Here is a 22,115-nt window from a genome sequence, read left to right as displayed (position 1 = left end):
CAGGGTGCTGCGCTAGGCGGGTCGATGCTGAGGGCGCTACATGGCGAGGTTTAAGAAAGAATAATTCTGGCCGGTACACCCACCGCCGTTGCATTCTCTGGTACATCTTTCAGTACGACAGCATTAGCGCCTATTTTGGCTCCATCCCCTACTGTGATATCGCCGAGTAATTTAGCACCTGCACCGATATACACATTATTACCTACCGTTGGTGCTCCACTATTTCCCGTTTGCCCCAATGTCACTTGCTGCATAATCATACAGCCTTGGCCGACCACTGCGTCTCTGTGCATAATTACACCATTGGGATGCGGCAACTGTAAGTCGATACTAATGCTGGCATCTCGATCAATATCAGACCCCGTTAACACACTCCAAAACTTGTGGAGTGCGGCAGCAAGGGCTCGTGATAATGATGACAATACACCACCGTTGCCTGCTGCACGTTGATAGCGATGAATATTTTTGATGAGTGCAACATTGGCGTGGATATTACAGAAGGCCATAATTATTATTTACCTTTATAGGTTAAGGCAATAGCCATAACGAGTAGTAGATTTCAGTCTTTATCGTCATGATGAGTTCAGCGCTTGCCTATGTGTTTTTCTTCAGTTTATCCATCGACAGGTTCACGTCATTGGCGATAGTATCAAGCATCGCATATCGTCGCCGATAAAGGGATCGCTTTTTAGAAGCTATTTCTTCTATGGGTTTTCTTGGAGACCGTATGGGGAGCTGATAAAAATAGTCATCGCCGTCTTTTTCTTGCCAGCCTCCGTTTTCTTCCCATACGGTATCATAATTTCCTGATAACTCTGAGGTGCTTGATTTCCCGAAATACGTATGCCGATGATGCCGGTTTTTATCAGCCACGGCCAAAATATTGTGCATACTCATATGCGTTGCTAGGTTACGCAAAACTTCCAACACTAAACTTCTTGGACGTAAGCCATTAAAGTCTTTTGTAAGGTTTTTGAAAATAGCGAGTGACTCATCGGTAGATACCCCGCCATGTATACCTTGTACGGCACCAATAATCATATCTTCTTTATTAATGACAACGGCAATAGACACAACGCGTAATTCGCCTTGAAATAAATTAATGACTAGCTCACCTTCACGTCTAAACCAAATAGGTTTGTCGATAACAATTCGAGTGTTTGCAGAATGATCAGACAAATCGATAAGTGTTATCGGTTGCTGTTTGGCCTGCATCAAAACATAGTAATGATTATCTGCAAGATATTCATAATGGCTGGCGATCACATCACAACGTTTTTTCTCATTCCACTCATTGCATACATAAGGCCACACCATAGCGCCCACATGGTCAGTGTCTACAGGAATAGCGTGTGGAGCAGCAATATTATTAACGCGGTTTATTAGTGTAGTCAGTAGATTCTTTTTACAAAACACGCGATAAATAAACCGCAATACACGATGGTAATGTTGCGGTTTGCAATTGGGGTGCGCTGTTTTTGCAGTCGCAACAATCAACTGAGTTAACGATAAAATATCGGTTGATGCTTTTTTTAACATTGTTTGCCTGCAAGTAATGGGGTGAACACCTGTATTAGATCAGCGTTAGCGTATCATCAACTGTACCTTAGTGTGCGCTTAACTCGTCTAGCAGTACGCTAATGGGGCTTGGTATTTTGTAATTATCTACGCGTTTGACTTGGCTTCTACATGAAAAGCCGCTGGCCATGATGACGCCGTGATTCTCTGGGTTATTAATCACTTCACTCCAAGACAGCGAGTAAATCTGTTTAGACGTATCCACGTTTTGCGTTTCATGCCCATAGGTGCCGGCCATACCGCAACAACCTACATTCACCATTGTTAGCTCGTGCCCCAAAGCGCTAAAGACATCTTGCCATTGCTTGATAGCAGTAGGTGCATTGGTTTTTTCAGTGCAATGCGCGAGGAGTTTAAATTGTGTTTTAACGCCGGATTGTTTTTTCGTTAGCTGTTCGGTTTGTGTTGCCAACCATTCTTGAATTAAGAGCACATGGGGTGCGTTATTTACCGCTTTTTGATATTCCCCTCGATAAGCTAGAGTCATCGAAGGTTCTAATCCAATTAACGGTATGCCACTGTCTGCAAGAGTATTCAATTTTTGGCTGGTTTTTTCTGCGGTGCGGTTAAATGCCTTGCGAAAGCCATGAACATGTAAGGGTTTACCATTCGGTAAAAACGGTGCAACTAACGGTGTAAAACCTAAGGATTGTAGTAGCTGAATACTGTCTAATACAAATTGCGTTTCAAAAAAGCGCGTAAATGCATCTTGTACAATAATTACCGCTGAGGCTTTTTCGTCGTCGGCTAGTTGATTAATATTTTCAATGTCGGCGTACAACACGCCTAGCTTTTGCAATTCTTTGTCGAAATCAATCGTGCTTAATAGGGGGCTGTCGCTTAAACCAGTTGTTTTGGCGAGCGCTTTTTGAACCCATGTGGCGCCCATCACTGCGTTGTAAACTTTGGGTGCTTTTGCCGCGAAGGGTAAAACGAGTTCTAAACTGCCCACAAAATAATCTTTGAGTGGGCGTAAATAACGTGTGTAGTACAGTTCTAAAAATTTAGAGCGAAATTCAGGTACATCTACTTTAACAGGGCATTGCCCCACGCAAGATTTGCAGGCTAAGCAACCCATCATTGATTCATGTACTTCGTTCGAGAAGTCGTATTCACCACGATATTTTTTGATCGTATTTTTAATGCGTGGCAAGAACGACCACGCCGTTTTATATGCTGGTTGTTGATGAAGGCTGTTGCTGCTAGCAACGGCGTCGACATCACGTTCGCTCAATTGCTTTAACCACTCGCGTATCAGCGATGCCCGGCCTTTAGGGGTGTGAGTGCGTTTACGTGTGCCTTTCCATGAAGGGCACATCGCGTCGTTAGGGTCCCAGTTATGGCAAGCGCCGTTACCGTTACAAAACATGCCTTCGCTATAACCTTCCCAGCTTTCGACTTTAATGCCACTATCCAGTTCGCCGCGGGTGGTGACTTCATCAATTTTTAATAAAGGGATGTCGGCCGCAGGCGTTGCGATTTTACCGGGGTTGAGTTGGTTGCGTGGATCAAAGGCGCGTTTAATGCGTTGCAGCTGCGGGTATAAATCACCAAAAAATTTAGGCGCATACTCCGAGCGTACCCCTTTGCCGTGTTCTCCCCATAATAAGCCGCCGTATTTATGCGTTAATTCGACCACTTGGTCGGTAATCACACGCACTAACTGTGCTTGCTCTTTTTCTTTCATATCTAAAATGGGGCGCACATGTAAAACGCCCGCATCGACATGGCCAAACATCCCATACTGTAGATTATGCGAATCGAGTAGCGCGCGAAATTCAATAATAAAGTCGGCTAAATTTTCGGGCGGTACTGCCGTGTCTTCTACAAAAGGCATTGGCCTCGCTTCGCCTTGAATGTTGCCCAATAAACCGACTGACTTTTTGCGCATGCCCCAAATTTTATTCACATCTTGATTGTAGGCAATGGTGTAACCCATGCTGATATTGTTATCACCCGTATCTAGCTGTGTGAGCAGCGGTTGCATTTTTTCTTGCAGTTCTGCTTCAGAGTCTGCGGTATATTCAACAAAGTTAACGCCTTCTAATGGCGCAGGGTCGTTAGCATCATCGGGGAAAAACGCGCTAACGGTCTCCCAAACAATATCACCCTTGGCTAAGTTCAGTACTTTAGAGTCTACGGTTTCAATAGACGTGGGGCCAACAGCCATAATGGCTTCTGCATCACGCAGGGCAGCATTAAAATTTTCGTAGCGTAAATTGACCAGCACGGTTTGTTTAGGCATCGGTAATAAATTGAGTTTGGCCTCGGCGATAAAACCGAGCGTGCCTTCACTACCGCATAAAATACTATTGATATCAAACTCGTCAAGATCGTTACGTATATGCGCAAGGTCATAGCCCGTTAAGCAACGATTGAGTTTAGGGAAGGTGTCTTTGATCGCTTGATGATGTTGCTGCTGTATGTCATCAACGACTTGATAAATATGTCCAGTACGATTGGCCTGTTGCTTTTTTTCTGTCAGCTCCGTATTCGATATTGGCTGGCTTTCTAAAATACTCCCATCGAGTAATACCGTTTTTAGCGCGAGTACATGATCGCGTGTTTTCCCGTAAGCGCATGAGCCTTGCCCAGAGGCATCGGTATTGATCATACCGCCGATGGTTGCGCGGTTACTGGTGGATAATTCTGGCGCAAAAAATAAACCGTAAGGCTTGATTGCCGCATTGAGCTGATCTTTGACGACACCACTTTGAACGCGCACCCAGCGCTCCTTTACATTAATCTCTAGTATTTGATTCATATGTCGCGACATATCGACCACTAAACCATCAGTCAGCGACTGTCCATTAGTCCCGGTGCCGCCACCACGTGGGCTTAAGACAATATCGTGGAACTGCGTCATATTGCTCAACTCAGTGAGCGTGACCAAGTCATTAATGGTTTTCGGGTAAATCACCCCTTGCGGTAACACTTGGTAGAGCGAGTTATCCGTAGCAAGTACCGTGCGGTTGGCATAGTCAGGGCACAGCTCACCGCTGAAACCGTAGGTGGTTAAGGTGTCGATAAAATGCAGATATTTTTGCTGAACTGGTGATGTACTACTAAGACTTGGAATCATGTAGGCAACTTGCTATTGATAGAGTGGTGAGATTGTCGCTATTTTACCTTTTTACGCGATTAATCACCAAGTCGTTTAGAGGGGAATCTACGAGTTATTATCAATGGCATCAAGTGTCGCCCTTAAGCTCGATACTTGCCAAGTTAGCTCTTATCATGCTTTTCTTTCATATCATCCAGCGCCATGCGGATTTTGCTGCGGCGAGCGGTACTCCAGTCTTGGTCGGTGAGTTTGAAGTGATCGACCATCTTATGTAATTTCATACTCATATTGCTCATGTCTTCACCGACTTGTACGGTAATACAGCTCGCATCTTTTGAATGGCTAAATTGTCCATCCAAGGTTTGAAAGTCCTGAGATACTTTTTCAAAGCTATCGCCTTGTGCTTTAGCGGCGACTGTAATGCGGCTCACGGCACTATCAATATGTGCGATGGCCGTTTCGATAGCATCAAAACTATCTTTTGCTTCGTTGACACTCTCGCTACAATCATGGGTGAATTGCTTACCTTTATCCATCGCTTCAACCACAGTATGTGTGCCATTTTTAATAGTTTCTATCATGGTCGAAATTTCTAAAGTGGCCTGGCTGGTGCGTGATGCGAGCGCGCGTACTTCGTCAGCGACGACGGCGAAACCTCGGCCACTCTCGCCAGCACGGGCAGCCTCAATCGCTGCGTTTAATGCGAGTAGATTGGTTTGATCGGCAATATTATTAATAAAATCGATAATATCAACGATCTTTTCATTATCATTTTTTAGCTTATCAATCGCTTCTGCTGTTTCACCAATGATATTTTCTAAATCACTCATACGTTGGTGAGTATTATTGATGATGGATAAACCTTTATGGACGGTTTTTGTACCTTCTTTGCTGTTTGTGTTAATTTGATCCGTTGCTTCATTCACTTCGTTAGTGGCTTCGCGTACTTGTATTAGGCGATCTTCCGTTGCTTTAATTTGCTGATTTTGTTCGTCGGTAATATCCATAATCAACACGTTGCCCTCAGCTAAATCTTCCGACATAGGCACAAGGCGCATGGCCGATTTAATCAGCGTGGAGAAGGTCTCGTCTAGATGATTGATAAATACATTGAGCCACTTTGATAACTCGTGCAGTTCAGAGTTGCCATTTTCATCTAAGCGCTGTGTTAAATCCCCTTCACCATCGGCCATATAGTGAATAGTTTGTGTGAGCTTTTTGATAGGGCGTACCACAGTTAATGCGAGCAACCATCCCAATAGTGGGCCGGTGAGCAGTGCAAAGCCTAAAATAATCAGTGTTGCTTGCGTAATGGCGGCCTGTGTTTTGGCAACAGGAGCAAAGGCTTCTGCCTCGTCAATTTCACTCATAATCGCCCATTTAAGATCACCAATAACCAAGGGCTTATAGGCTGATAAAACTGAAACTCCACGGTAATCATCAAAAATGGCATAACCACTATCACCGGCAAGTGCTGCCTCTGTGCCTTGTGTTTCGACGGGCTGTAAACCAATGGAGGTTTCTTTGTTGTTTAGGGAATTAATGGTTTTTTCAGGTAGGCCAATGTTTTTCATTAAAGCAAGGTATGCTTCTTTATCTTCCAGTAAAAATCGCCCATTACTGCGCATAGTGAAATCTTGGCCGACCAAATAACTTTCACCTGAGTCACCTAGACCGCTCTCTTTCCATTGTTGGTTATGTGTCATGACCGCATTAATATTGTCGACGGGCATTTGTAAAATCAGCACGCCTACTTTTTTACCTTGCGCAAAAATAGGTGTAGCAATAAAAGAAGCGGGAGCATTATAGGAGGGAAGATAAGGAGCAAAGTCTGTGAGCCCGGTAAAGTCGGTGGTGTTTGCAGCATTGGCTTTTTTAAACGCTTGCCCAATACCGCTATTGGCATAAGGCCCATCAATAAGCGAGGTAGAATAGTCCAGCTCTTTAAATACCGAATAAACAATATCTCCAGTTGTGTGATCGACTAAAAACAAATCATAAAAACCAAAGCGCTCAATATAACGTCTAAATATAGGATGATATTTTTCGTGGTGCTTCGAATAGTTTGATGGGTTAGCGACAGTATTTAATAAATGTTTACTGCCTAATGGATCACCATTATTACTAATAAAATCATATTGTAGGGCGATAGATTCCTTGTCTAATGGCGCAAGTAATTGTTCGGTATTGATGGTTTGGTTATTGTTAACACTTGAAAAATTACGCCCAAAAGATTGCTCGTAATAAGCTCGAACACTACGTTGCCGGGTGTCAATATCGCCATCGGAGAGAGTGTTTGCATAGCTTGAAAAAGCACTAGAAAACTCTTCCATCGCGTCTACTACCATCAAGTTTTCGGACAAGGTCACCGCTTCTTTTTCGATGGTATGAATATAGTTAATAATTTTTGTGGCTGTAATATCACGAATGGCAATAAGCGATTGCTTGGCATCCTCTTCTAAAGCATGGCGACTTTCATTAATCGCAATATTCGCTAACAGTAAGCCGCTGACAATGACCGGTACGACAGAAAGAACACCACCGGCCATAATCATTTTGGTATTAATTTTCATTGACGAGCCCTATATTTTATATCGCACACCTAAAACAGTGCTGATTGTCGCAACATGATTTAAGTGTAGAAAAAAACGAACAAAAAGCGAGGTGCGAGATGGGTTTAACGGCGTATCCACAAAAATGGCGTAAAAAATTGTATTTCAAACCCGTGGTGCATTCTAAAATCTCGAACAAAAAAGCAGGTTGTTTCTTCAGCAACCCGCTTTTCTGTTCTATGAATGCAAATTTAGCTCAGAATGCACCATAGGTATTTCAATAATGCGGCAGGTCATAGTCGGTGTGTTTTATGCATTAAATAAAGACTACTGCCAATAGTGCCAACAATGTGACGATACTAACCAGTGGCGATACTAACGGTGACGATATACTTGGCTTTTCATGGCCAGCCCCAAGAACGAAGAGAAAAACAGTGTTAAATCCTTATGTCTACTAAATATCAACTGAACAAGCGATGTGGTATTAGCAACCCTGTTATGGCTGCATGCGCGTTGTTAGCGCTACTACTATTACTTTTGCCCGCCATCAGTGATGCGCAAGCCTTTAGGCAGGTGATGTTAAAGCACCGCGATGCCGAAGACATCAAGCAAGTCATCGAACCCCTGCTACCTGAAGGCAGTGCCATATCGGTTGACAATAATAGCGTGCTGGTTAATACGCCGCCGCGTATTATCAATAGCGTCGTTAAGGCGATTAAAAGTCTCGACAAGCCCCGAAAAAATATCGAAATTTCGGTATTTAGAGGCAAGTATCCGAATAAAAAAGGCGTGGTGACCTTCTCGACCAATACTCAGGTCAACCAGCAGCAAACGATTGTGACACAAGAGGGGCGAACCGTCGTGATGACTGAGCGCGGCCTCGTTAAACTACCCACAAGCCAAGCGCAGTATGCCAATACACTGGGTGCTGACAGTACATCAACCACTTTGCCAGCAAGCGACACCGCAGCGGCTGAAATTATTATCGAAGATGCGCTATTAGCACTCGCCACCGCCGACGATGAAGACAATATCACTACCGGTGCCTTAGTGTTAGAAGGCACTGGTGAGTTAGCGCAAGGTGAAGTAGGGCGCAGCGAAAAGTACGAGTGGGTTGAAGTGCCTACCGGTTTGTATTTACGCGCTACATTAATGGGCAACAGTCGATCGAATAAGCCGCAAGCACGTATTGCCGTAAAGGCCGTTACAAGAGATAAACGCATGAGTGGTAGCGATTCACTGAATGGCTCGTCAGATGGCCGGGTTGATCAACCATTATCAAGCACCGTCGAAACCCTAACGACACTCCCCTTGGATGAATGGACACGCATCAGCCAAGCCGATACGGTGTCTCATCGCCCCGCGTTGGGGAGCAACCGGCGAGTCTACTCCACCCAAACGCGCGATGATCACCAACAAGCGATTTGGGTGAAAGTATCGGTTTTATAGAACACAGCTCTAACAAATAAAACGCTGCAATAGTCGATAAAACGCGGGTGATTGCTGGATAGATACTTAATATTTAAACGATCGTCATACCTGCGAAAGCAGGTATCCAAAATCCCGCTGAATAGTCGCGGACTGCGTCAATAACTGAGAAATATCTATAAAATAGCGGTTTTTATATCATGTAGCACAATCAGCCCATTGCCATTAGAGATACCTGCTTTCGCAGGTATGACGGCTGAGATATTATCCGAGACAGTAATGTTCGAAAGCAGGTATCTCATCATCAACGCTAACCATACACGGCCATTAGTCGAGCGGCTTAACACAGTCACCTACACGGATGACTTCACCATCACCTTGCAGCAAAATCGCATTCTCGCCAAACGCCGGTGCCTTGGGATTATCGGGCATGGGGTTAATATCTCTGATCAGCGAAAAAGGTTGTTGTTTGGGGTGCCGCTCTCCCGTTTCGATATTTACCGTGGGCATCACACAGCGTTGGCAAGGGTAGCGGTGCGAGAGAGTATAAGCACCAAACTCATGCTCAAACCCAGCAATCTCGTGTTCTTCAAATGCGGTTAACCCCTGTAATACAATATTAGGCCTAAAATTTTCCATGGGCACTGGCGCGTGACTATTATTAGCCATTTGCAGGTTAATCTCAGCGAGTGATTTTTCATTCGCGATTAAATAAGGCGCGGCATCGGCAAAATAAGTATGCGTATTGTCGCCGAGTAACTCAGGTTTTGATTGCGGGCGAGGAGTATGCGCCATACGTACCAAACGTAGTTGAGGTATGCCTAAAGCCGCTGATAACCAATCGCTCGCCGCTTGTCCTTCGTCGAGCACTGCGCAGGTATCCTTCCAAATCGTGGCGTCAAACGGTGTGCCTGTAGGTGCCGAGTTAACATCAATCGTCAGCGGTGTTATATCGGTTTTTTGGCTATGGCTAAGCACCAATTGCTTTTTACCATCGTGCTCACGAAACGCCGTATGAATTAATACCATCTGGGCATACTTACGCTGAGTGACAAACTTATTATTGCTATCAATAATCATCCACTGCCGATCATGTTGAAGGCCTTGCGGCGTTAGCACCGCAGCCTCTAGCGTAAAACCACGGAGCGACTTTACGGGGTATAAGTACAATTGTTCGATGGTGAGCATAGTGTTTCCTAAATGAATTGATACCTTAGGAACCTCTGACTAACCTCGGATAACTTCTGGCCCACAGACGTGGCCGAGATCAAGGCGGCACTTGCCGCTAATGTCTAGACCTTAGCAAAAGTGGCAACACAGATATCGGTCACGCCTGTAGGCCCCGTAGGGCGTGGCTACAATGCGCTTATACTGCGTTGAGCCTCTTACTAAGGACTACGGCCATTAGTGGCAAGGCTCGCCTAGCCTAAGCGCATTGTAGACTCACGCATAAGTCATTCGAGGTTAATCAGAGGTTCCTTTACTTTTTAGCGGCTTGCTTTTGTTCCATTATCGCTAATTGTTCTGGCGTTGCAGGTAGCTGGTGTTTCTCTTTCCATTCACTATACGGCATACCATAAATTGTTTCGCGCGCCGCCTCGTAGTCCATTGTTTGCCCTAAACTTTCTGCTTCGGCCATATACCACTTACTTAAACAATTACGACAAAAATCCGCAAGATTCATCAACTCAATATTTTGCACCTCTTTATGTGCATTCAAATGCGCCAACAAACGCCGAAACGCCGCCGCCTCCGCTTTTTCTTGCCAGTGGTGTTGATCGAGGTTCATGTTGTGGTCGATAGATTCACTCATTGTTAGTGCCTTTTGATAGCAGGAGATATTTTGATTGCTGAGTATTTTACGGCATATTGTTATGTTGTGGGTAACCATCAATGCTTAAACCGTTTACCGTTTTTGGCGCTGTTTATTGCATCGGGGATAGATGTATTGTTGATGTGGGGGTTTACGTTGTGCTTAGGGGATTGATGGTGTAGGTTTGGGGTTGGATATAATTTTATGTTGGTGTGATTGCAAACCGTCAAACAAGTAGCAGTATGGTAAAAGTGTGTTTAATGCTAATGCTCTTATAAAGCTAATAAAATATAAACAGGATTATAAATTATGAAAGGTGCCATAAAGTTTTTTAAGGTTGACGAAGGATATGGCTTTATTATTTCAAATGATAAAGAACACTTTTTTCATCGCAACTCTCTTAGCTATGGTATAGAGGAAGATATTTCTAGTGGAACTTGGGTTTCATTCGAAATTACTGATGGGAAAAAAGGCCCCGAAGCATCTAATATAACTCTGTTTGATCCAGATGAATACAACCCCACCGCTATATTAGAAAGCATCTCAGAATGGAAGCTAGATGCAAAGCACGATGAAATGAATAGGTATTTCTATCATGTAGATCAAGGCAAGGATATTGAAGCAGGAAAAAAAACCTTTGTAATAGGAAGAAAAGGAAGCGGAAAGACAGCCTTGTCTGAACATATAAGCTTACAGCGTGATCCAAAAGTTTTCACACAGAAGTTAACCTTTAAAAATTTTCCATTCAACAACCTCTACTCACTGGAAAATAAGGATTACACTCGCCCTAATCAGTACATTTCATTATGGAAGTATCTAATATATAGCTCTATTTGCAAGATGATGATTACAAATGAAGCAATTGATATTGAAGTTAGATCGGTATTGTCTGAACTTTTTGGCACCGAAATGCCTCTTAAAAACTTAAAAAGAAGTATAAAAAAATGGACAGCCAAGGAGTTTTCACTAAAACTCATGGGGGCTGGCGGTAAGATTGGTATTGAAAAGTCTGAGCAAAGCTGGATCGAAAGGTTAGATATATTAGAAGAGATAATTGAAGAATATATCGATGATTCTCAATACTTTGTAGTTTTCGACGAATTAGATGAGGATTATAAAAATATCGTCGAGCTTGGCCAACAAACTGATTACATATCTTTAGTAACGAGTCTATTTAAAGCGGTGCAGGATGTTCGCTCAATTTTCTCTGATGCAAGCGCAAAATTACGACCCGTTGTGTTTCTCCGGGACGATATTTATGACCTTATTTTAGATCCAGATAAAAATAAATGGGAAGACTTTAGGGTTGATCTGGAGTGGAACGTTGACAGGATAAAGAAATTACTAGCCTTTAGAATTAGTAAGGCAATAGGACAAGATCAAGAGCTATTGGGATTCGACGAAGCTTGGGACATTATTTTTTCTGATATCCCTGTAAGGATGGGAGCTAGGTCTAAAAAAAGAATGCCTATATTTGAGTACATTACTAGAAGCACGCATCTAAGGCCTCGAGATTATGTTCGATACCTTCAAGTGTCTGCAAAAGACACTATAGAGGACCGTGGAGATACAATATCACCGGAGACCGTTAAGCGAGTTGATAAAGGCTTCTCTAATTATTTGAGAAATGAATTGGTAGATGAAATTCACGGGATTCTTCCAGATATACAGGAGATATTCGGGATAATTTCAGAAATAAGAAAGTGGGCATTCACAATTGATGAATTTAAAGAGATATATTCAGACCGTCTTGAGAAGGGAATTCTTACAACAAAAGATTCTGACTTTGCATTAAAAATCCTATTCCACTTTTCGGTGATTGGTAATCAACCGCGCAATGGCTTAGAGTTCTTCAGGTACAAAAACAAAGAGGCCAGGTTTAATTTTAAAGAAAACATTGTTGTGCATAGAGGACTATTTAAATCCCTTCAAATAATATGACATAACAAGCGACTGAGAATCAACGGAATCAACGGAATCAACGGGGTCAGAGTCGTTGATCAATTAACTGGGGCAGAGTAAAAATACAGTAACTCTATGCAATAACAGGGGTCAGATAAGGGTTTTCTACAAAAAGTTAATGGGAGGCCACACTCAGACCAGACTTAAAACTAACAGAGCAGCAATGACTTAAACTTATGTTTTTTTATATGAAAGACCTAATGAAATGATAGGTAGGCGAGATTTTCTCTCTGCCGCTGCATTATTTTGTGGCGGTCTGATTGTCGGAAAAAGTACTTTTTCTGATATAAGTGCTGATTTGCTATGCTCGTTTTATATGCCCGACGAAAGTGACACTCATCAGCAAACATGGATGGCCTTTGTTGCTAACGATTATATTTGGTCTCCACATCAATCCCATGAAATAAAACGTAATTTAGCGTTAATTGCTAACACTATAGCAAAATATGAGCCGGTTTCTGTTTTAGTCAGTCCTGCAGACTATAGAGAGGCGAAGTTATTATTGACTCAGAAGAAGAATGAGTTTCCTATAGAACTGGTAATTTTTGAAGTCAATGATTTCTGGCTACGTGATACTGGGCCCACTTTTGTTGTTGATCAAAAAAAAGAACTCTTTGCAATCGATTTTAATTTTAATGGTTGGGGCAATAAACAAAGACATGATAAAGATGCTAACGTTGCCAGATTTATAACGGATTACTCTAAAGCTACTCCAATAGTTACGCAGCTTGTACTTGAAGGTGGATGTATTGAAGTTGATGGACATGGTACGGCAATAGTCAGCAAAAGTTGTGTGTTGAATGATAATCGTAATCCCCATTTAAATAGAGAACAAATAGAGCAAGAACTTCTGTATTTATTAGGGCTTAAAAAAATCATATGGTTGAATGGAGTAAAGGGTAAAGATATTACCGACGGTCATACTGATTTTTATGCGCGCTTTGTCAAGCCTAGGCATATTGTTGTGCATCGTGAAAATGATAGAAAATCATATGATTATGATGTGACCAGAGAAAATATTCGTATTTTAAAAAAGAGTACTGATGCTAAGGGAAATAAACTACACGTTACTATTATCGATGCCCCCGATAGCATTAATGAGCAATGGAGTGTTTCGGATTTTGCAGCAGGGTATATCGGTTATTATGTATGTAACGGCGCGGTAATTGCTCAAAAATTTGGCGATAAGAAAGCAGACAATAACGCTCGGCTAATTTTAGAAAGAGCGTTTCCTGATCGTGTAATTGAACAATTACAAGTTGACGGGATTGCCTCGGGCGGAGGTAGTATCCATTGTACGACACAGCAACAAATAATGTCTTAAACCATAATCAATGGGTTAATTAAGTAGTTGATAATTGCTAGCTTACAATTAAATTATTAAAAACCAATAACTCTGTCCTTATTGATTTATCAGCCCTAACTAACTTATTTCTCTGAAGTGGTGGCTTCATTAATTACATATTGATTGGATTTTAATTTCCCCGTTGCTACTGGGATTGAATAAAAATTGGGAGGATATGATGGATAAAGAAATTTACGGGATTATCGGATTGGTTTTAGGTGCTTTTTTGAAGCTCATATTCGATATTATTAAGCTAAAAATTCAGCATCACCATGAAGGCTCCCAAAGCTATGATCCAGCAGAAGAAAATGTGAAAAATTTGTTAATTGAGATGCTGAACCATAAAAATCATATTGACCGAAGTTTTAATGCGCTCAAGGGAAAAATAGGCGGGTATAGCGAAGATGAAATAAGACGACTTTTAATGGCCGTTGGCGCGCAGCAGGCGAGGGGTAAAACGGATGGAAGTAAGGGGTCAGAGTAAAAATACAGTAAACCCATGCATCGCATTTGAAACGCCTATAAGTTTTTCTTAACCTGGCTAACCGCTGCCAAAAAACCAACGAAGTCAGAATCATTGATGTTTAAAGTCAGCAACCCTGACATCATAGGTTGTTATAGGTCGTAGAGACTAAATTTCAGCGGCTTTGAATTTTACGATTTTAATCTTCCTATCTCATATTCTAGTGAATTTCTAATTAAGGTATGAACGGCAAATAACCCAAACTTTCGCTCATCTTCTATCTCGTCATAAAAACCCATTTCTCTCAGCAGGGTAATTACTGAGCTTAAATTCGCTAGTGTGTCTTCAGTAGTTATTCCTATCAGTGTATTTTTGGTTAAATCCTCGCTCATGTCGATCTCCCTAGTTAGCAGCTATTTTGTAGTCAAGCTTGGCGTGTTGGTTTTGTTGTGAATATGCCAAGCTTGGCGTTAAAAATCAAGTGATATTTATAGCCATGCAGCGACCTAATCCAACTTCTGTGCATTACAAAGATTTCATCCAATTTCAGGGCAAGCTATGTAAAAAAATTAAAGCTTTGAGAACTCAGCATGGATATACGCAGGAAGATATGACAGATTTTGAATTGTCGTTACGCCAGTACCAGCGTATGGAACAAGACCCGGCAGCTATTACCTCGCTTTGGCAGGTTTATAAACTGGCTAAAGCTTTTGGTGTAACAGTAGATGAGTTGCTGAACTGTTAATAAAAAATCAAGATGCCAGAGTTTTTGATGGTTGCTAACTCGCGATAAAACTTTAAAACCCAATCAGTAGGTTTCTGTGAGTTTTATGTTTTAGTCGCTATTACTTTGATCAGCTGAAGCAACGTTACATCTCAAAAAATATTGACGCTGCGTACGTTTTTACGTACGCTTAGTGTTTGGAGGTGATATATGACCACATTTAATGCTACAGAGGCGCGATCTAGGCTGTACGCGCTCATCGATGAAACTACAGATACACACCAGCCTATTGTTATTACAGGGAAAAGGGGCAATGCAGTACTTATTGCCGAAGATGACTGGAAAGCAATCAATGAAACTCTCCATCTCCTGTCAGTCCCGGGAATGAGAGAGTCTATACAAAAAGGCATGGCAGCGAGTTTGGATGACTGTGATAAGGGCCTAAACTGGTGACGTGGCAACTTTATTACACTAAGCAAGCTCAAAAAGATGCCCGAAAACTTGCTTCCTCTGGACTTAAAAATAAAGCTCAAGAACTTCTAGCGGTTATTGAAGCAGACCCCTATCAAAATCCGCCACCTTATGAAAAGTTGGTGGGTGACCTTTTGGGGGCTTATTCTCGACGTATTAATATTCAGCACCGACTTGTTTATCAAATTTTAGAAAAAGAAAAATCAATCAAGGTGCTTCGCTTATGGACTCATTACGAGTAAAAAATCGGAATAACTTCGGTCAGATAAGAGTTTTCTAAAATCATAACCGTTATGATTAAATTAATACTTATCTAAATCGAATTGATGTTCTCTTTTTTTAATTTTCTATCACTGCATTTTCACTCTGTACTCGCTTCGATTATTAATCAATGTAGCGGTAAATGAGCAGTACTAGTTGTTAGTGGACTGTGTTAGAGTTGCTTGTCATTTCCATCCAGCAGGATATCTTTCCTGCGGTATTTCCACTTAGCGGGACTTCTCGTTGACATTCGACTAATTCTGGTCGACACGATCTTGTTGCCTCCTCTGAGTTTTTTACTCAAGGAACCACTATGCCTGTAAAACAGCGCAATTTATCTATGACTAAGCAATCTACCATTTTTAACGATGATATGGCCGTGGGTTTGCCATCAAAATTATTACATGCCAACTCGCGAGTAAGTACTGCGATTGTCTACTGCGAGGGTAATTTTGCCGCGCTTGACGGTAAAACAGCCAACGGGTTGGTGCGACATTCAGAGAAGTATAAGATTCTTTCTGTTATCGACAGTGAAAAGGTTGGCCTTGATGCCGGTGTTGTTCTTGATGGTAAAGCCAATGACATTCCCATTTGTCGAGATCTTGCCGACGCATTAGCACAAGCAGGAAAAATACCGGATTACTTTATTTTTGGTATGGCTCCCGCTAGTGGCATGTTATCTATTCATGAGCGTAGTGTAGTTATTGAAGCGATGAACCATGGTATGAATATCATCAATGGTTTGCATGAATTTCTTACCGATGATCCTGTGTTTATCGCGGCCAGTGAGGTCAATCAAGTCGAGATTTTGGATATACGAAAACCACGGGCGAAAAAAGATTTGCGGATGTTCAGTGGTCGTATTGCCGAGGTCACTTGTCCGCGTATCGCGGTGCTGGGCACCGACTGCGCCATTGGAAAACGCACCACCGCAACGATTCTAACGCAAGCGCTGAATGACCAAGGTATAAAAGCTGTCATGATTGGAACGGGGCAGACGGGTTTAATTCAAGGGGCGCGTTATGGTGTTGCATTAGATGCGATTCCATCACAATTTTGTGTGGGTGAGCTAGAAGCTACTATTGTAGACGCTTTTGAAAATGAAACGCCGGATGTGATTATTATTGAAGGGCAGGGGTCCTTAAGCCATCCAGCTTTTTCTTCCTCATCTTTTATTCTTCGCGGTAGCTGCGCGAATGGCGTCATATTACAGCACGCACCTGCACGAGAGCACCGTTGTGACTTTGAGCAGATGCCAATACCGACACCTGCATCAGAAATTAATTTAATTGAGACGTTTTCTAATACTCAGGTTATTGGTTTGACAATCAATCATGAAAATATGACAGATGAGGATGTGAATGCCGCTATTGTGCGCTACGAAAAAGAGCTGAACATTTCTGTTACCGACGCGTTAACACGTTCTCCGAATCATCTAGTGGATATGGTGGTGGCTGCTTTTCCGAAGCTTCGTGCTAATTTATTTTCGGTAGCCTAATGGCTACCCCTAGATTAGAAATTAATCTCGATAAAATTTACCACAACGCCCATGAGCTAGTTTCTCGATTATCTACACGCGGTATTTCAGTCACAGGTGTTACTAAGGCGACGCTTGGCTCAGTAGAAATAGCGAATACGCTGTTGCGTGCGGGAGTCATTACATTGGGTGACTCACGTATTGAAAATATAAAAGCCATGCGCTTAGCGGCAGGGGATACCTTGGTAAAAGAGGCGGCGATGTTATTGATCCGTTCTCCTATGCTTAGTCAAGTAATGCAAGTTGTCATGTATGCGAGTACGAGTTGCAATACGGAAATGGACGTCATAAAAAAATTATCTGTTGAAGCTCGTCAACAAGAATGCATTCACCAAATAATATTAATGATTGAATTGGGCGATCTGCGCGAAGGGATTATGCCCTCTGAAATCATCGACACAGTAAGGGAGATACTTAGTCTCCCCAATATTGTTCTCAAAGGTATTGGTGCCAACCTTGCGTGTCGTAGTGGTGTCTCCCCCGATGCGGCTAATATGGCTAAGTTATCTGGGTTTGCGGATCTTATTGAGGCAAACTTCGATATAACGTTGGAGGTAGTGTCGGGCGGCAATTCTGCCAATCTTCAATGGGCATTGGCTTGTCATGATCACGATAACACTCAAGCGAGTACGGGACGAATTAATAACCTGCGCTTGGGCGAGGCATATTTACTGGGTGTTGAACCACTTCAGCGTCAAGCTATAGATGGCCTGTATACCGATGCCATTATTCTTATTGCCGAAGTCATCGAATCAAAAAGCAAACCCTCATTACCTATTGGCGATATAGCCCAGTCTGCCTTTGGCGAACCTCCGAAACCTGCTGACCGAGGCATTGTTCAGCAAGCTATTCTTGCTATCGGCATACAAGATATTGATCCCAATGGTTTGCAGGCGCCAGCAGGAGTAGAAGTGATGGGCGCCAGTAGTGATCACCTGATTATCGAATCACTTAAAGAGGATCTGCTTGTTGGAGAGGAGGTTGCATTTCAACTGAACTATAGTGCGTTGGTACGTGCGATGACTTCACCTTTTATTTCGAAAAATTTCACGTCAGCGACATAACTTATTAAAAATTAGCGGGGTCAGAGTCATCGATAAAAATCAATAACTCTCCCCATTGATTTATCAGCCCCAGCTCACTTGTTTCTCTGGAATGGTTGCGTCGTCTATACCGTATTTCTCTAAAGAATTCTGTTTAACTTGAATGATAATGTATACCAGCACATCATCAGAGTTATTGCGCCAGACGCGTTCCCCCTCTGAGCCAATACGTATAATACTGCCTTCTTTTACATTCAAAATGTCGCCATCTATTTGTACCTGGCCTTGTCCTTTAATGAAAATGTAGACTTCTTCATTGGCATGATGGCGATGATAAATAGGCATCCCGCCACCCGGCGACATTGAGTTAATGGAAATTTCACACCCGGTTAAACCTAGTAAATCTTTAACAAATAGTTTCCCCGGAATTTCCAGCCCCGGGAGTTCTACGGTGTAGTCCGGCCATTGTTCGCAGGTTCCTGTTTCTAATTGTGCGTAGTTAGTACCACTTTTAACATTATGGTTAGTCATTTTAATCACCTTCTCATTACTTTTTACCTACTAGTTGGTAGGTTTTGGGGTTGAAAAAAACGCCTCAATTTAGAGGCGGTTTTAAATACTCGTTTTTATTCGATAGCGCTGAGTAAGCCTTTAACGCTCTGCTCAAAAGGGGCTTTCGTTTTTGATGCACGAGAAATAACAAGGGCACCTTGAAGGCTTGCTATCATAACAACGGCTTGGTTCTTTACCGGCATTTTTAGATGGAGTTCACCATTAGCCTTGCCTTGTTTTAGTGCCTGAGTTAACCATTGTTGTTGATATTCAAAAAATCGTGTTAGCAAGGGCTGTGTATCGGTTTCTAATGTCAGCGCCTCCGCAGATAATATACCTCCTAAGCAAACCTTCTCATGATCTAGAGAGCTTCGGTATAAATCACAGTAAGCGCAGATTTTATCTTTCGCAGAAAGACTCTTTTTATCAACAGAATCTAAATATTCAATGAGTTGCTCGGTGTAGCGCTCCATTAAGCGGGCGACCAGCTCCGCTTTAGTCGCAAAATGGTGGTGCAAGCTAGGTTTGGATACCCCCACTTCTTTTGCTATATCGGCATAGCTAAACCCATTGACTCCCCGTTGTTGAATCAAGCGCTGAGCACTGTCTAAAATTGTTGTTTTCATATCCATAAGTAAATTTAACCGACTAGTTGGTAGGCTGTCAATCATTAAATACTCATAAATGAAAGCAATAGGGTAAAATCAAGTTTTTAATAGAGATAAGAGTTTTGGAAATTACTTATTTGTTACTAAAACGTTAGAGATCAACGGCGTTGACTTTATTAATCACACATTGCTTGATCTTCACATTCATTCGTTGCTGCGGGAATTAAATAAAAATTGGGAGGATATGATGGATAAAGAAATTTACGGGATTATCGGATTGGTTTTAGGTGCTGTTTTGAAGCTCGTATTCGATATTATTAAGCTAAAAATTCAGCATCACCATGAAGGCTCCCAAGGCTATGATCCAGCAGAAGAAAATGTGAAAAATTTGTTAATTGAGATGCTGAACCATAAAAATCATATTGACCGAAGTTTTAAGGCGCTCAAGGGAAAAATAGGCGGGTATAGCGAAGATGAAATAAGACGACTTTTAATGGCCGTTGGCGCGCAGCAGGCGAGGGGTAAAACGGATGGAAAAGAGTGGTGGTATCTTACTAGCCGTCAAGAGGCAAGGAATCAAAGAAAAAATGAAAAAAACACACCTTTATAAGTTGAGGTTTTTTCTTTGTCGATTAACACATGCATTTTAATATGTATTGATTCACTGCTGTCCCGTTAACTTTTCGATAGTGGAATTCTAACCATTAGGCAAAGCCATCATCCGCATGGATGCGGGTGTTGAGCCTACATGGACGTATTCACGGCGTGCTTTGAATAATGGTTGGAAATCCATGTCTCCACGTTAGCTAAGATAGCAGGAAGTCTTGGATACTTTGGCTTGCATAGTGACCAAGCATGACTTAACAGGACAGCAGTGGTATTGATTGTTGAAAATAAGGTGAAAAGTGATGAAAGTTAATACTCAGTGTTTGTGTGGTGCAGTTGAGCTTGAAATAGAGTTGGCAAATACCGAAATAGCCGCATGTCATTGCAGTATGTGTCGAAAATGGTCAGGTGGGCCAATGTTGGCGATTGATAGTGGTGAGCTGAAAAGTATATCCAACGAAGCTCTCATTACCCGTTATCCATCATCAGAATGGGCCGAGAGAGGGTTTTGTGCTCAGTGTGGTACGCACTTATTTTACTTTTTGAAACCCGCTAATCAATACCACTTTCCAATAGGATTATTAGGTGAAGATCTGCAATACACGCTGAGTCATCAAATTTTCATTGATGAAAAACCTGAATATTATAGTTTCTCAAATGAAACTATAAATATGACAGGAGCTGAAGTGTTTGCACATTTTTCAGGTGATGAATAAAGTTTAGCCGAATGTTCAATTGCTTAAATAGTTCGATGAAAGCGTGTTAGGCTTTTTAAAAATTAAACATTGGATTGCTTAAACGTTTTGATGGTCGGCGGAATAGCTAAAAGTTCCCAAAACCTTCAAATCCAATAAATTCCACAGTGTCACCTACAGCAATATCCTGTTGTGGCGGTATCACTGCTAAGCCATTAGCCCATGCTGTAGATGATAAAATACCTGAGTTTTGTTTGGGGTGAATGGTAATGTTACCTTCATTATCGCGTTGTGCCCGTAGGTATTCCTGTCGTTGGGTATTTGCTTGCCAGGTGAAATTGGCGCGGCAGCGTTGGCCTTTTGGAAGTGTGGCATTTTGATGTTGTAGAGCAAGAAGTAACGTACGCGCAAAGAGCAAAAAGGTGACAAATACGGAAGCGGGGTTGCCCGGTAAACCGATAAAAGGCGTTGTTTTTTGGTGGGTGGCAATGTGACCCACGGCGATAGGTTTGCCGGGTTTTATCGCGACTTTCCAGAAGTCGAGGCTGCCTAACTGCTCGACGGCTGTTTTAATATGATCTTCGTCACCCACAGAAACACCGCCGGTTGAAATAATACAGTCGGCATGCGCGGCTTGTTGGAGCGCTTCTATTGTGCTGGGTAAGCTGTCGGGAATATCGCCAAGATCAACAACGGTAATATTCATTTGTTGTAAAAAGCTGTGTAATAAATAACGGTTGGCGTTATAAATTTTTCCTGTACTGAGTGGTTTTCCCGGTTCGGTCAGCTCGTTGCCGGTGGATATGATCGCGACGCGCAGTGGCCGGTAGACGGAGACTTGATCAACCCCTATCGACGCGATCAAGCCAATATCTTGTGGTTGTAAGCACCGGCCTTGTTGAATAACGCAGTCACCTTGCTGAATGTCTTGACCACATTGCCGGATATTATTTTGGGGCTCGATATGGCGAGGTAATGTGACGCTATCATCTATACGTGTGCAATGCTCTTGCATAACAACGGCATTGGCGCCTAATGGAATCTCTGCGCCGGTAAAAATACGAGCCGCTGTGCCCTGGCTCAGTGGCTTGGGTGTGTCTCCCGCATTCACTGTTTGGCTAATGCGTAGTGTGGTGTTTTTTGCTAGGTCTTCTGTGTTAATGGCATAACCGTCCATTGCACTGTTATCGGCGGGCGGCACGTTAATACTTGAGTAGATATTACCTGCAATGATTCGTCCACTAGCTTGTGTAATATGAATATTTTCAGTGTCATTGACGGGGGTAATTGTCGCAATAATTTGTTTGATAGCGTCGTCGATGGCAAGCATAGTGGTTGTTAATCTCTTTATTTTTTTGCCTCTTAATAATATGAATTAATAGGCTTTGTGAAATTTTTTTGTAAAAGCAGTTG

At 42.4% G+C, this 22,115-nt stretch carries 21 protein-coding genes; 11 read left to right on the top strand and 10 right to left on the bottom strand.

The annotated features are described in order from the left end of the window. Nucleotides 1-50: 50 nt before the first annotated feature. The 4 genes from ACZ5O6_RS08575 to ACZ5O6_RS08560 form a co-directional block, all read right to left on the bottom strand. Complete coding sequence (locus ACZ5O6_RS08575; protein WP_447092567.1) at nucleotides 51-506, bottom strand: serine O-acetyltransferase; 456 nt, start codon at nucleotides 504-506, stop codon at nucleotides 51-53. Between the two features lie 88 nt (nucleotides 507-594). Next, entirely contained in the window at nucleotides 595-1,539 is a 945-nt protein-coding gene (locus ACZ5O6_RS08570) for a DUF535 family protein (RefSeq protein ID WP_447092566.1), read from the bottom strand. Nucleotides 1,540-1,606: 67 nt separating this feature from the next. Then, nucleotides 1,607-4,660, bottom strand: a complete 3,054-nt coding sequence (gene ydiJ / locus ACZ5O6_RS08565) for a D-2-hydroxyglutarate dehydrogenase YdiJ (protein WP_447092565.1) — start codon at nucleotides 4,658-4,660, stop codon at nucleotides 1,607-1,609. Nucleotides 4,661-4,803: 143 nt separating this feature from the next. Continuing rightward, nucleotides 4,804-7,215 carry a methyl-accepting chemotaxis protein gene (locus tag ACZ5O6_RS08560; protein ID WP_447092564.1) on the bottom strand — a complete coding sequence of 804 codons (2,412 nt, stop codon included), beginning with the start codon at nucleotides 7,213-7,215 and terminating at the stop codon, nucleotides 4,804-4,806. 426 nt (nucleotides 7,216-7,641) lie between these two features. On the opposite strand from ACZ5O6_RS08560, the gene ACZ5O6_RS08555 reads away from it, so the two are divergent. Further along, entirely contained in the window at nucleotides 7,642-8,643 is a 1,002-nt protein-coding gene (locus ACZ5O6_RS08555; protein WP_447092563.1) for a secretin N-terminal domain-containing protein, read from the top strand. Nucleotides 8,644-8,949: 306 nt separating this feature from the next. Here the strand turns inward: ACZ5O6_RS08555 and ACZ5O6_RS08550 are convergent, their stop codons facing one another. Both ACZ5O6_RS08550 and ACZ5O6_RS08545 read right to left on the bottom strand, forming a co-directional pair. Continuing rightward, on the bottom strand, nucleotides 8,950-9,810 hold the full coding sequence (locus tag ACZ5O6_RS08550; RefSeq protein WP_447092562.1) for an MOSC domain-containing protein: 861 nt from the start codon (nucleotides 9,808-9,810) through the stop codon (nucleotides 8,950-8,952). Between the two features lie 292 nt (nucleotides 9,811-10,102). Continuing rightward, complete coding sequence (locus ACZ5O6_RS08545) at nucleotides 10,103-10,435, bottom strand: DUF1244 domain-containing protein (RefSeq protein ID WP_447092561.1); 333 nt, start codon at nucleotides 10,433-10,435, stop codon at nucleotides 10,103-10,105. Nucleotides 10,436-10,744: 309 nt separating this feature from the next. Between ACZ5O6_RS08545 and ACZ5O6_RS08540 the strand changes: the two genes are divergently transcribed. The 3 genes from ACZ5O6_RS08540 to ACZ5O6_RS08530 all read left to right on the top strand — a co-directional run bounded on the left by ACZ5O6_RS08540 (nucleotide 10,745) and on the right by ACZ5O6_RS08530 (nucleotide 14,226). Then, the gene (locus ACZ5O6_RS08540) at nucleotides 10,745-12,376 is read left to right on the top strand and encodes a cold-shock protein (protein WP_447092559.1); all 1,632 of its coding nucleotides are present in this window, start codon (nucleotides 10,745-10,747) and stop codon (nucleotides 12,374-12,376) included. Nucleotides 12,377-12,602: 226 nt separating this feature from the next. Beyond that, nucleotides 12,603-13,721: an agmatine deiminase family protein gene (locus ACZ5O6_RS08535; RefSeq protein ID WP_447092558.1), complete on the top strand. Its 1,119-nt coding sequence runs from the start codon at nucleotides 12,603-12,605 to the stop codon at nucleotides 13,719-13,721. Between the two features lie 196 nt (nucleotides 13,722-13,917). Continuing rightward, nucleotides 13,918-14,226 carry a hypothetical protein gene (locus ACZ5O6_RS08530; RefSeq protein WP_447092557.1) on the top strand — a complete coding sequence of 103 codons (309 nt, stop codon included), beginning with the start codon at nucleotides 13,918-13,920 and terminating at the stop codon, nucleotides 14,224-14,226. Nucleotides 14,227-14,396: 170 nt separating this feature from the next. Here the strand turns inward: ACZ5O6_RS08530 and ACZ5O6_RS08525 are convergent, their stop codons facing one another. Continuing rightward, the gene (locus ACZ5O6_RS08525; RefSeq protein ID WP_447092556.1) at nucleotides 14,397-14,597 is read right to left on the bottom strand and encodes a hypothetical protein; all 201 of its coding nucleotides are present in this window, start codon (nucleotides 14,595-14,597) and stop codon (nucleotides 14,397-14,399) included. Nucleotides 14,598-14,701: 104 nt separating this feature from the next. Here ACZ5O6_RS08525 and ACZ5O6_RS08520 point away from each other — a divergent pair, with 104 nt between their 5' ends. The 5 genes from ACZ5O6_RS08520 to ACZ5O6_RS08500 all read left to right on the top strand — a co-directional run bounded on the left by ACZ5O6_RS08520 (nucleotide 14,702) and on the right by ACZ5O6_RS08500 (nucleotide 18,262). Further along, nucleotides 14,702-14,950 (top strand): helix-turn-helix domain-containing protein, encoded by a 249-nt coding sequence (locus tag ACZ5O6_RS08520; RefSeq protein WP_447092555.1) that lies wholly within the window; start codon nucleotides 14,702-14,704, stop codon nucleotides 14,948-14,950. A gap of 189 nt (nucleotides 14,951-15,139) precedes the next feature. Further along, nucleotides 15,140-15,382 (top strand): type II toxin-antitoxin system Phd/YefM family antitoxin, encoded by a 243-nt coding sequence (locus ACZ5O6_RS08515; protein WP_447092554.1) that lies wholly within the window; start codon nucleotides 15,140-15,142, stop codon nucleotides 15,380-15,382. Further along, nucleotides 15,379-15,642 (top strand): Txe/YoeB family addiction module toxin, encoded by a 264-nt coding sequence (locus ACZ5O6_RS08510; RefSeq protein WP_447092553.1) that lies wholly within the window; start codon nucleotides 15,379-15,381, stop codon nucleotides 15,640-15,642. Before ACZ5O6_RS08515 ends, ACZ5O6_RS08510 begins: the two co-directional genes overlap by 4 nt. 332 nt (nucleotides 15,643-15,974) lie before the next feature. Beyond that, nucleotides 15,975-17,159 carry a DUF1611 domain-containing protein gene (locus tag ACZ5O6_RS08505; RefSeq protein WP_447092552.1) on the top strand — a complete coding sequence of 395 codons (1,185 nt, stop codon included), beginning with the start codon at nucleotides 15,975-15,977 and terminating at the stop codon, nucleotides 17,157-17,159. After that, a complete protein-coding gene (locus ACZ5O6_RS08500; RefSeq protein WP_447092551.1) occupies nucleotides 17,159-18,262 on the top strand; it encodes an alanine/ornithine racemase family PLP-dependent enzyme in 1,104 nt (367 codons plus the stop codon). Before ACZ5O6_RS08505 ends, ACZ5O6_RS08500 begins: the two co-directional genes overlap by 1 nt. A gap of 63 nt (nucleotides 18,263-18,325) precedes the next feature. Here the strand turns inward: ACZ5O6_RS08500 and ACZ5O6_RS08495 are convergent, their stop codons facing one another. Both ACZ5O6_RS08495 and ACZ5O6_RS08490 read right to left on the bottom strand, forming a co-directional pair. Then, on the bottom strand, nucleotides 18,326-18,772 hold the full coding sequence (locus ACZ5O6_RS08495) for a cupin domain-containing protein (protein ID WP_447092550.1): 447 nt from the start codon (nucleotides 18,770-18,772) through the stop codon (nucleotides 18,326-18,328). Between the two features lie 95 nt (nucleotides 18,773-18,867). Next, nucleotides 18,868-19,419, bottom strand: a complete 552-nt coding sequence (locus tag ACZ5O6_RS08490) for a TetR/AcrR family transcriptional regulator (RefSeq protein WP_447092549.1) — start codon at nucleotides 19,417-19,419, stop codon at nucleotides 18,868-18,870. A gap of 226 nt (nucleotides 19,420-19,645) precedes the next feature. On the opposite strand from ACZ5O6_RS08490, the gene ACZ5O6_RS08485 reads away from it, so the two are divergent. Together ACZ5O6_RS08485 and ACZ5O6_RS08480 are read left to right on the top strand one after the other, a co-directional pair. Next, nucleotides 19,646-20,011 (top strand): hypothetical protein, encoded by a 366-nt coding sequence (locus ACZ5O6_RS08485; RefSeq protein ID WP_447092548.1) that lies wholly within the window; start codon nucleotides 19,646-19,648, stop codon nucleotides 20,009-20,011. Nucleotides 20,012-20,309: 298 nt separating this feature from the next. Continuing rightward, nucleotides 20,310-20,723 (top strand): GFA family protein, encoded by a 414-nt coding sequence (locus ACZ5O6_RS08480; RefSeq protein WP_447092547.1) that lies wholly within the window; start codon nucleotides 20,310-20,312, stop codon nucleotides 20,721-20,723. A 106-nt stretch (nucleotides 20,724-20,829) separates the two neighbouring features. Here ACZ5O6_RS08480 and ACZ5O6_RS08475 read toward each other — a convergent pair whose 3' ends face one another. Beyond that, nucleotides 20,830-22,032: a molybdopterin molybdotransferase MoeA gene (locus ACZ5O6_RS08475; protein WP_447092546.1), complete on the bottom strand. Its 1,203-nt coding sequence runs from the start codon at nucleotides 22,030-22,032 to the stop codon at nucleotides 20,830-20,832. Nucleotides 22,033-22,115: the final 83 nt, after the last annotated feature.

This window comes from Eionea flava (assembly GCF_055393785.1).
Note: the sequence above shows the minus strand (reverse complement) of the source record. Positions and strands in the feature narration are given on the sequence as shown.

Coding starts and splice junctions, on each gene's coding strand:
- ACZ5O6_RS08485 (WP_447092548.1), top strand. CDS start 19,646: ATGATGGATAAAGAAATTTACGGGATTATCGGATTGGTTTTAGGTGCT.
- ACZ5O6_RS08505 (WP_447092552.1), top strand. CDS start 15,975: ATGCCTGTAAAACAGCGCAATTTATCTATGACTAAGCAATCTACCATT.
- ACZ5O6_RS08535 (WP_447092558.1), top strand. CDS start 12,603: ATGATAGGTAGGCGAGATTTTCTCTCTGCCGCTGCATTATTTTGTGGC.
- ACZ5O6_RS08475 (WP_447092546.1), bottom strand. CDS start 22,032: ATGCTTGCCATCGACGACGCTATCAAACAAATTATTGCGACAATTACC.
- ACZ5O6_RS08550 (WP_447092562.1), bottom strand. CDS start 9,810: ATGCTCACCATCGAACAATTGTACTTATACCCCGTAAAGTCGCTCCGT.
- ydiJ (WP_447092565.1), bottom strand. CDS start 4,660: ATGATTCCAAGTCTTAGTAGTACATCACCAGTTCAGCAAAAATATCTG.
- ACZ5O6_RS08560 (WP_447092564.1), bottom strand. CDS start 7,215: ATGAAAATTAATACCAAAATGATTATGGCCGGTGGTGTTCTTTCTGTC.
- ACZ5O6_RS08490 (WP_447092549.1), bottom strand. CDS start 19,419: ATGAAAACAACAATTTTAGACAGTGCTCAGCGCTTGATTCAACAACGG.
- ACZ5O6_RS08520 (WP_447092555.1), top strand. CDS start 14,702: ATGCAGCGACCTAATCCAACTTCTGTGCATTACAAAGATTTCATCCAA.
- ACZ5O6_RS08495 (WP_447092550.1), bottom strand. CDS start 18,772: ATGACTAACCATAATGTTAAAAGTGGTACTAACTACGCACAATTAGAA.
- ACZ5O6_RS08545 (WP_447092561.1), bottom strand. CDS start 10,435: ATGAGTGAATCTATCGACCACAACATGAACCTCGATCAACACCACTGG.
- ACZ5O6_RS08480 (WP_447092547.1), top strand. CDS start 20,310: ATGAAAGTTAATACTCAGTGTTTGTGTGGTGCAGTTGAGCTTGAAATA.
- ACZ5O6_RS08570 (WP_447092566.1), bottom strand. CDS start 1,539: ATGTTAAAAAAAGCATCAACCGATATTTTATCGTTAACTCAGTTGATT.
- ACZ5O6_RS08515 (WP_447092554.1), top strand. CDS start 15,140: ATGACCACATTTAATGCTACAGAGGCGCGATCTAGGCTGTACGCGCTC.
- ACZ5O6_RS08540 (WP_447092559.1), top strand. CDS start 10,745: ATGAAAGGTGCCATAAAGTTTTTTAAGGTTGACGAAGGATATGGCTTT.
- ACZ5O6_RS08530 (WP_447092557.1), top strand. CDS start 13,918: ATGATGGATAAAGAAATTTACGGGATTATCGGATTGGTTTTAGGTGCT.
- ACZ5O6_RS08575 (WP_447092567.1), bottom strand. CDS start 506: ATGGCCTTCTGTAATATCCACGCCAATGTTGCACTCATCAAAAATATT.
- ACZ5O6_RS08525 (WP_447092556.1), bottom strand. CDS start 14,597: ATGAGCGAGGATTTAACCAAAAATACACTGATAGGAATAACTACTGAA.
- ACZ5O6_RS08500 (WP_447092551.1), top strand. CDS start 17,159: ATGGCTACCCCTAGATTAGAAATTAATCTCGATAAAATTTACCACAAC.
- ACZ5O6_RS08555 (WP_447092563.1), top strand. CDS start 7,642: ATGTCTACTAAATATCAACTGAACAAGCGATGTGGTATTAGCAACCCT.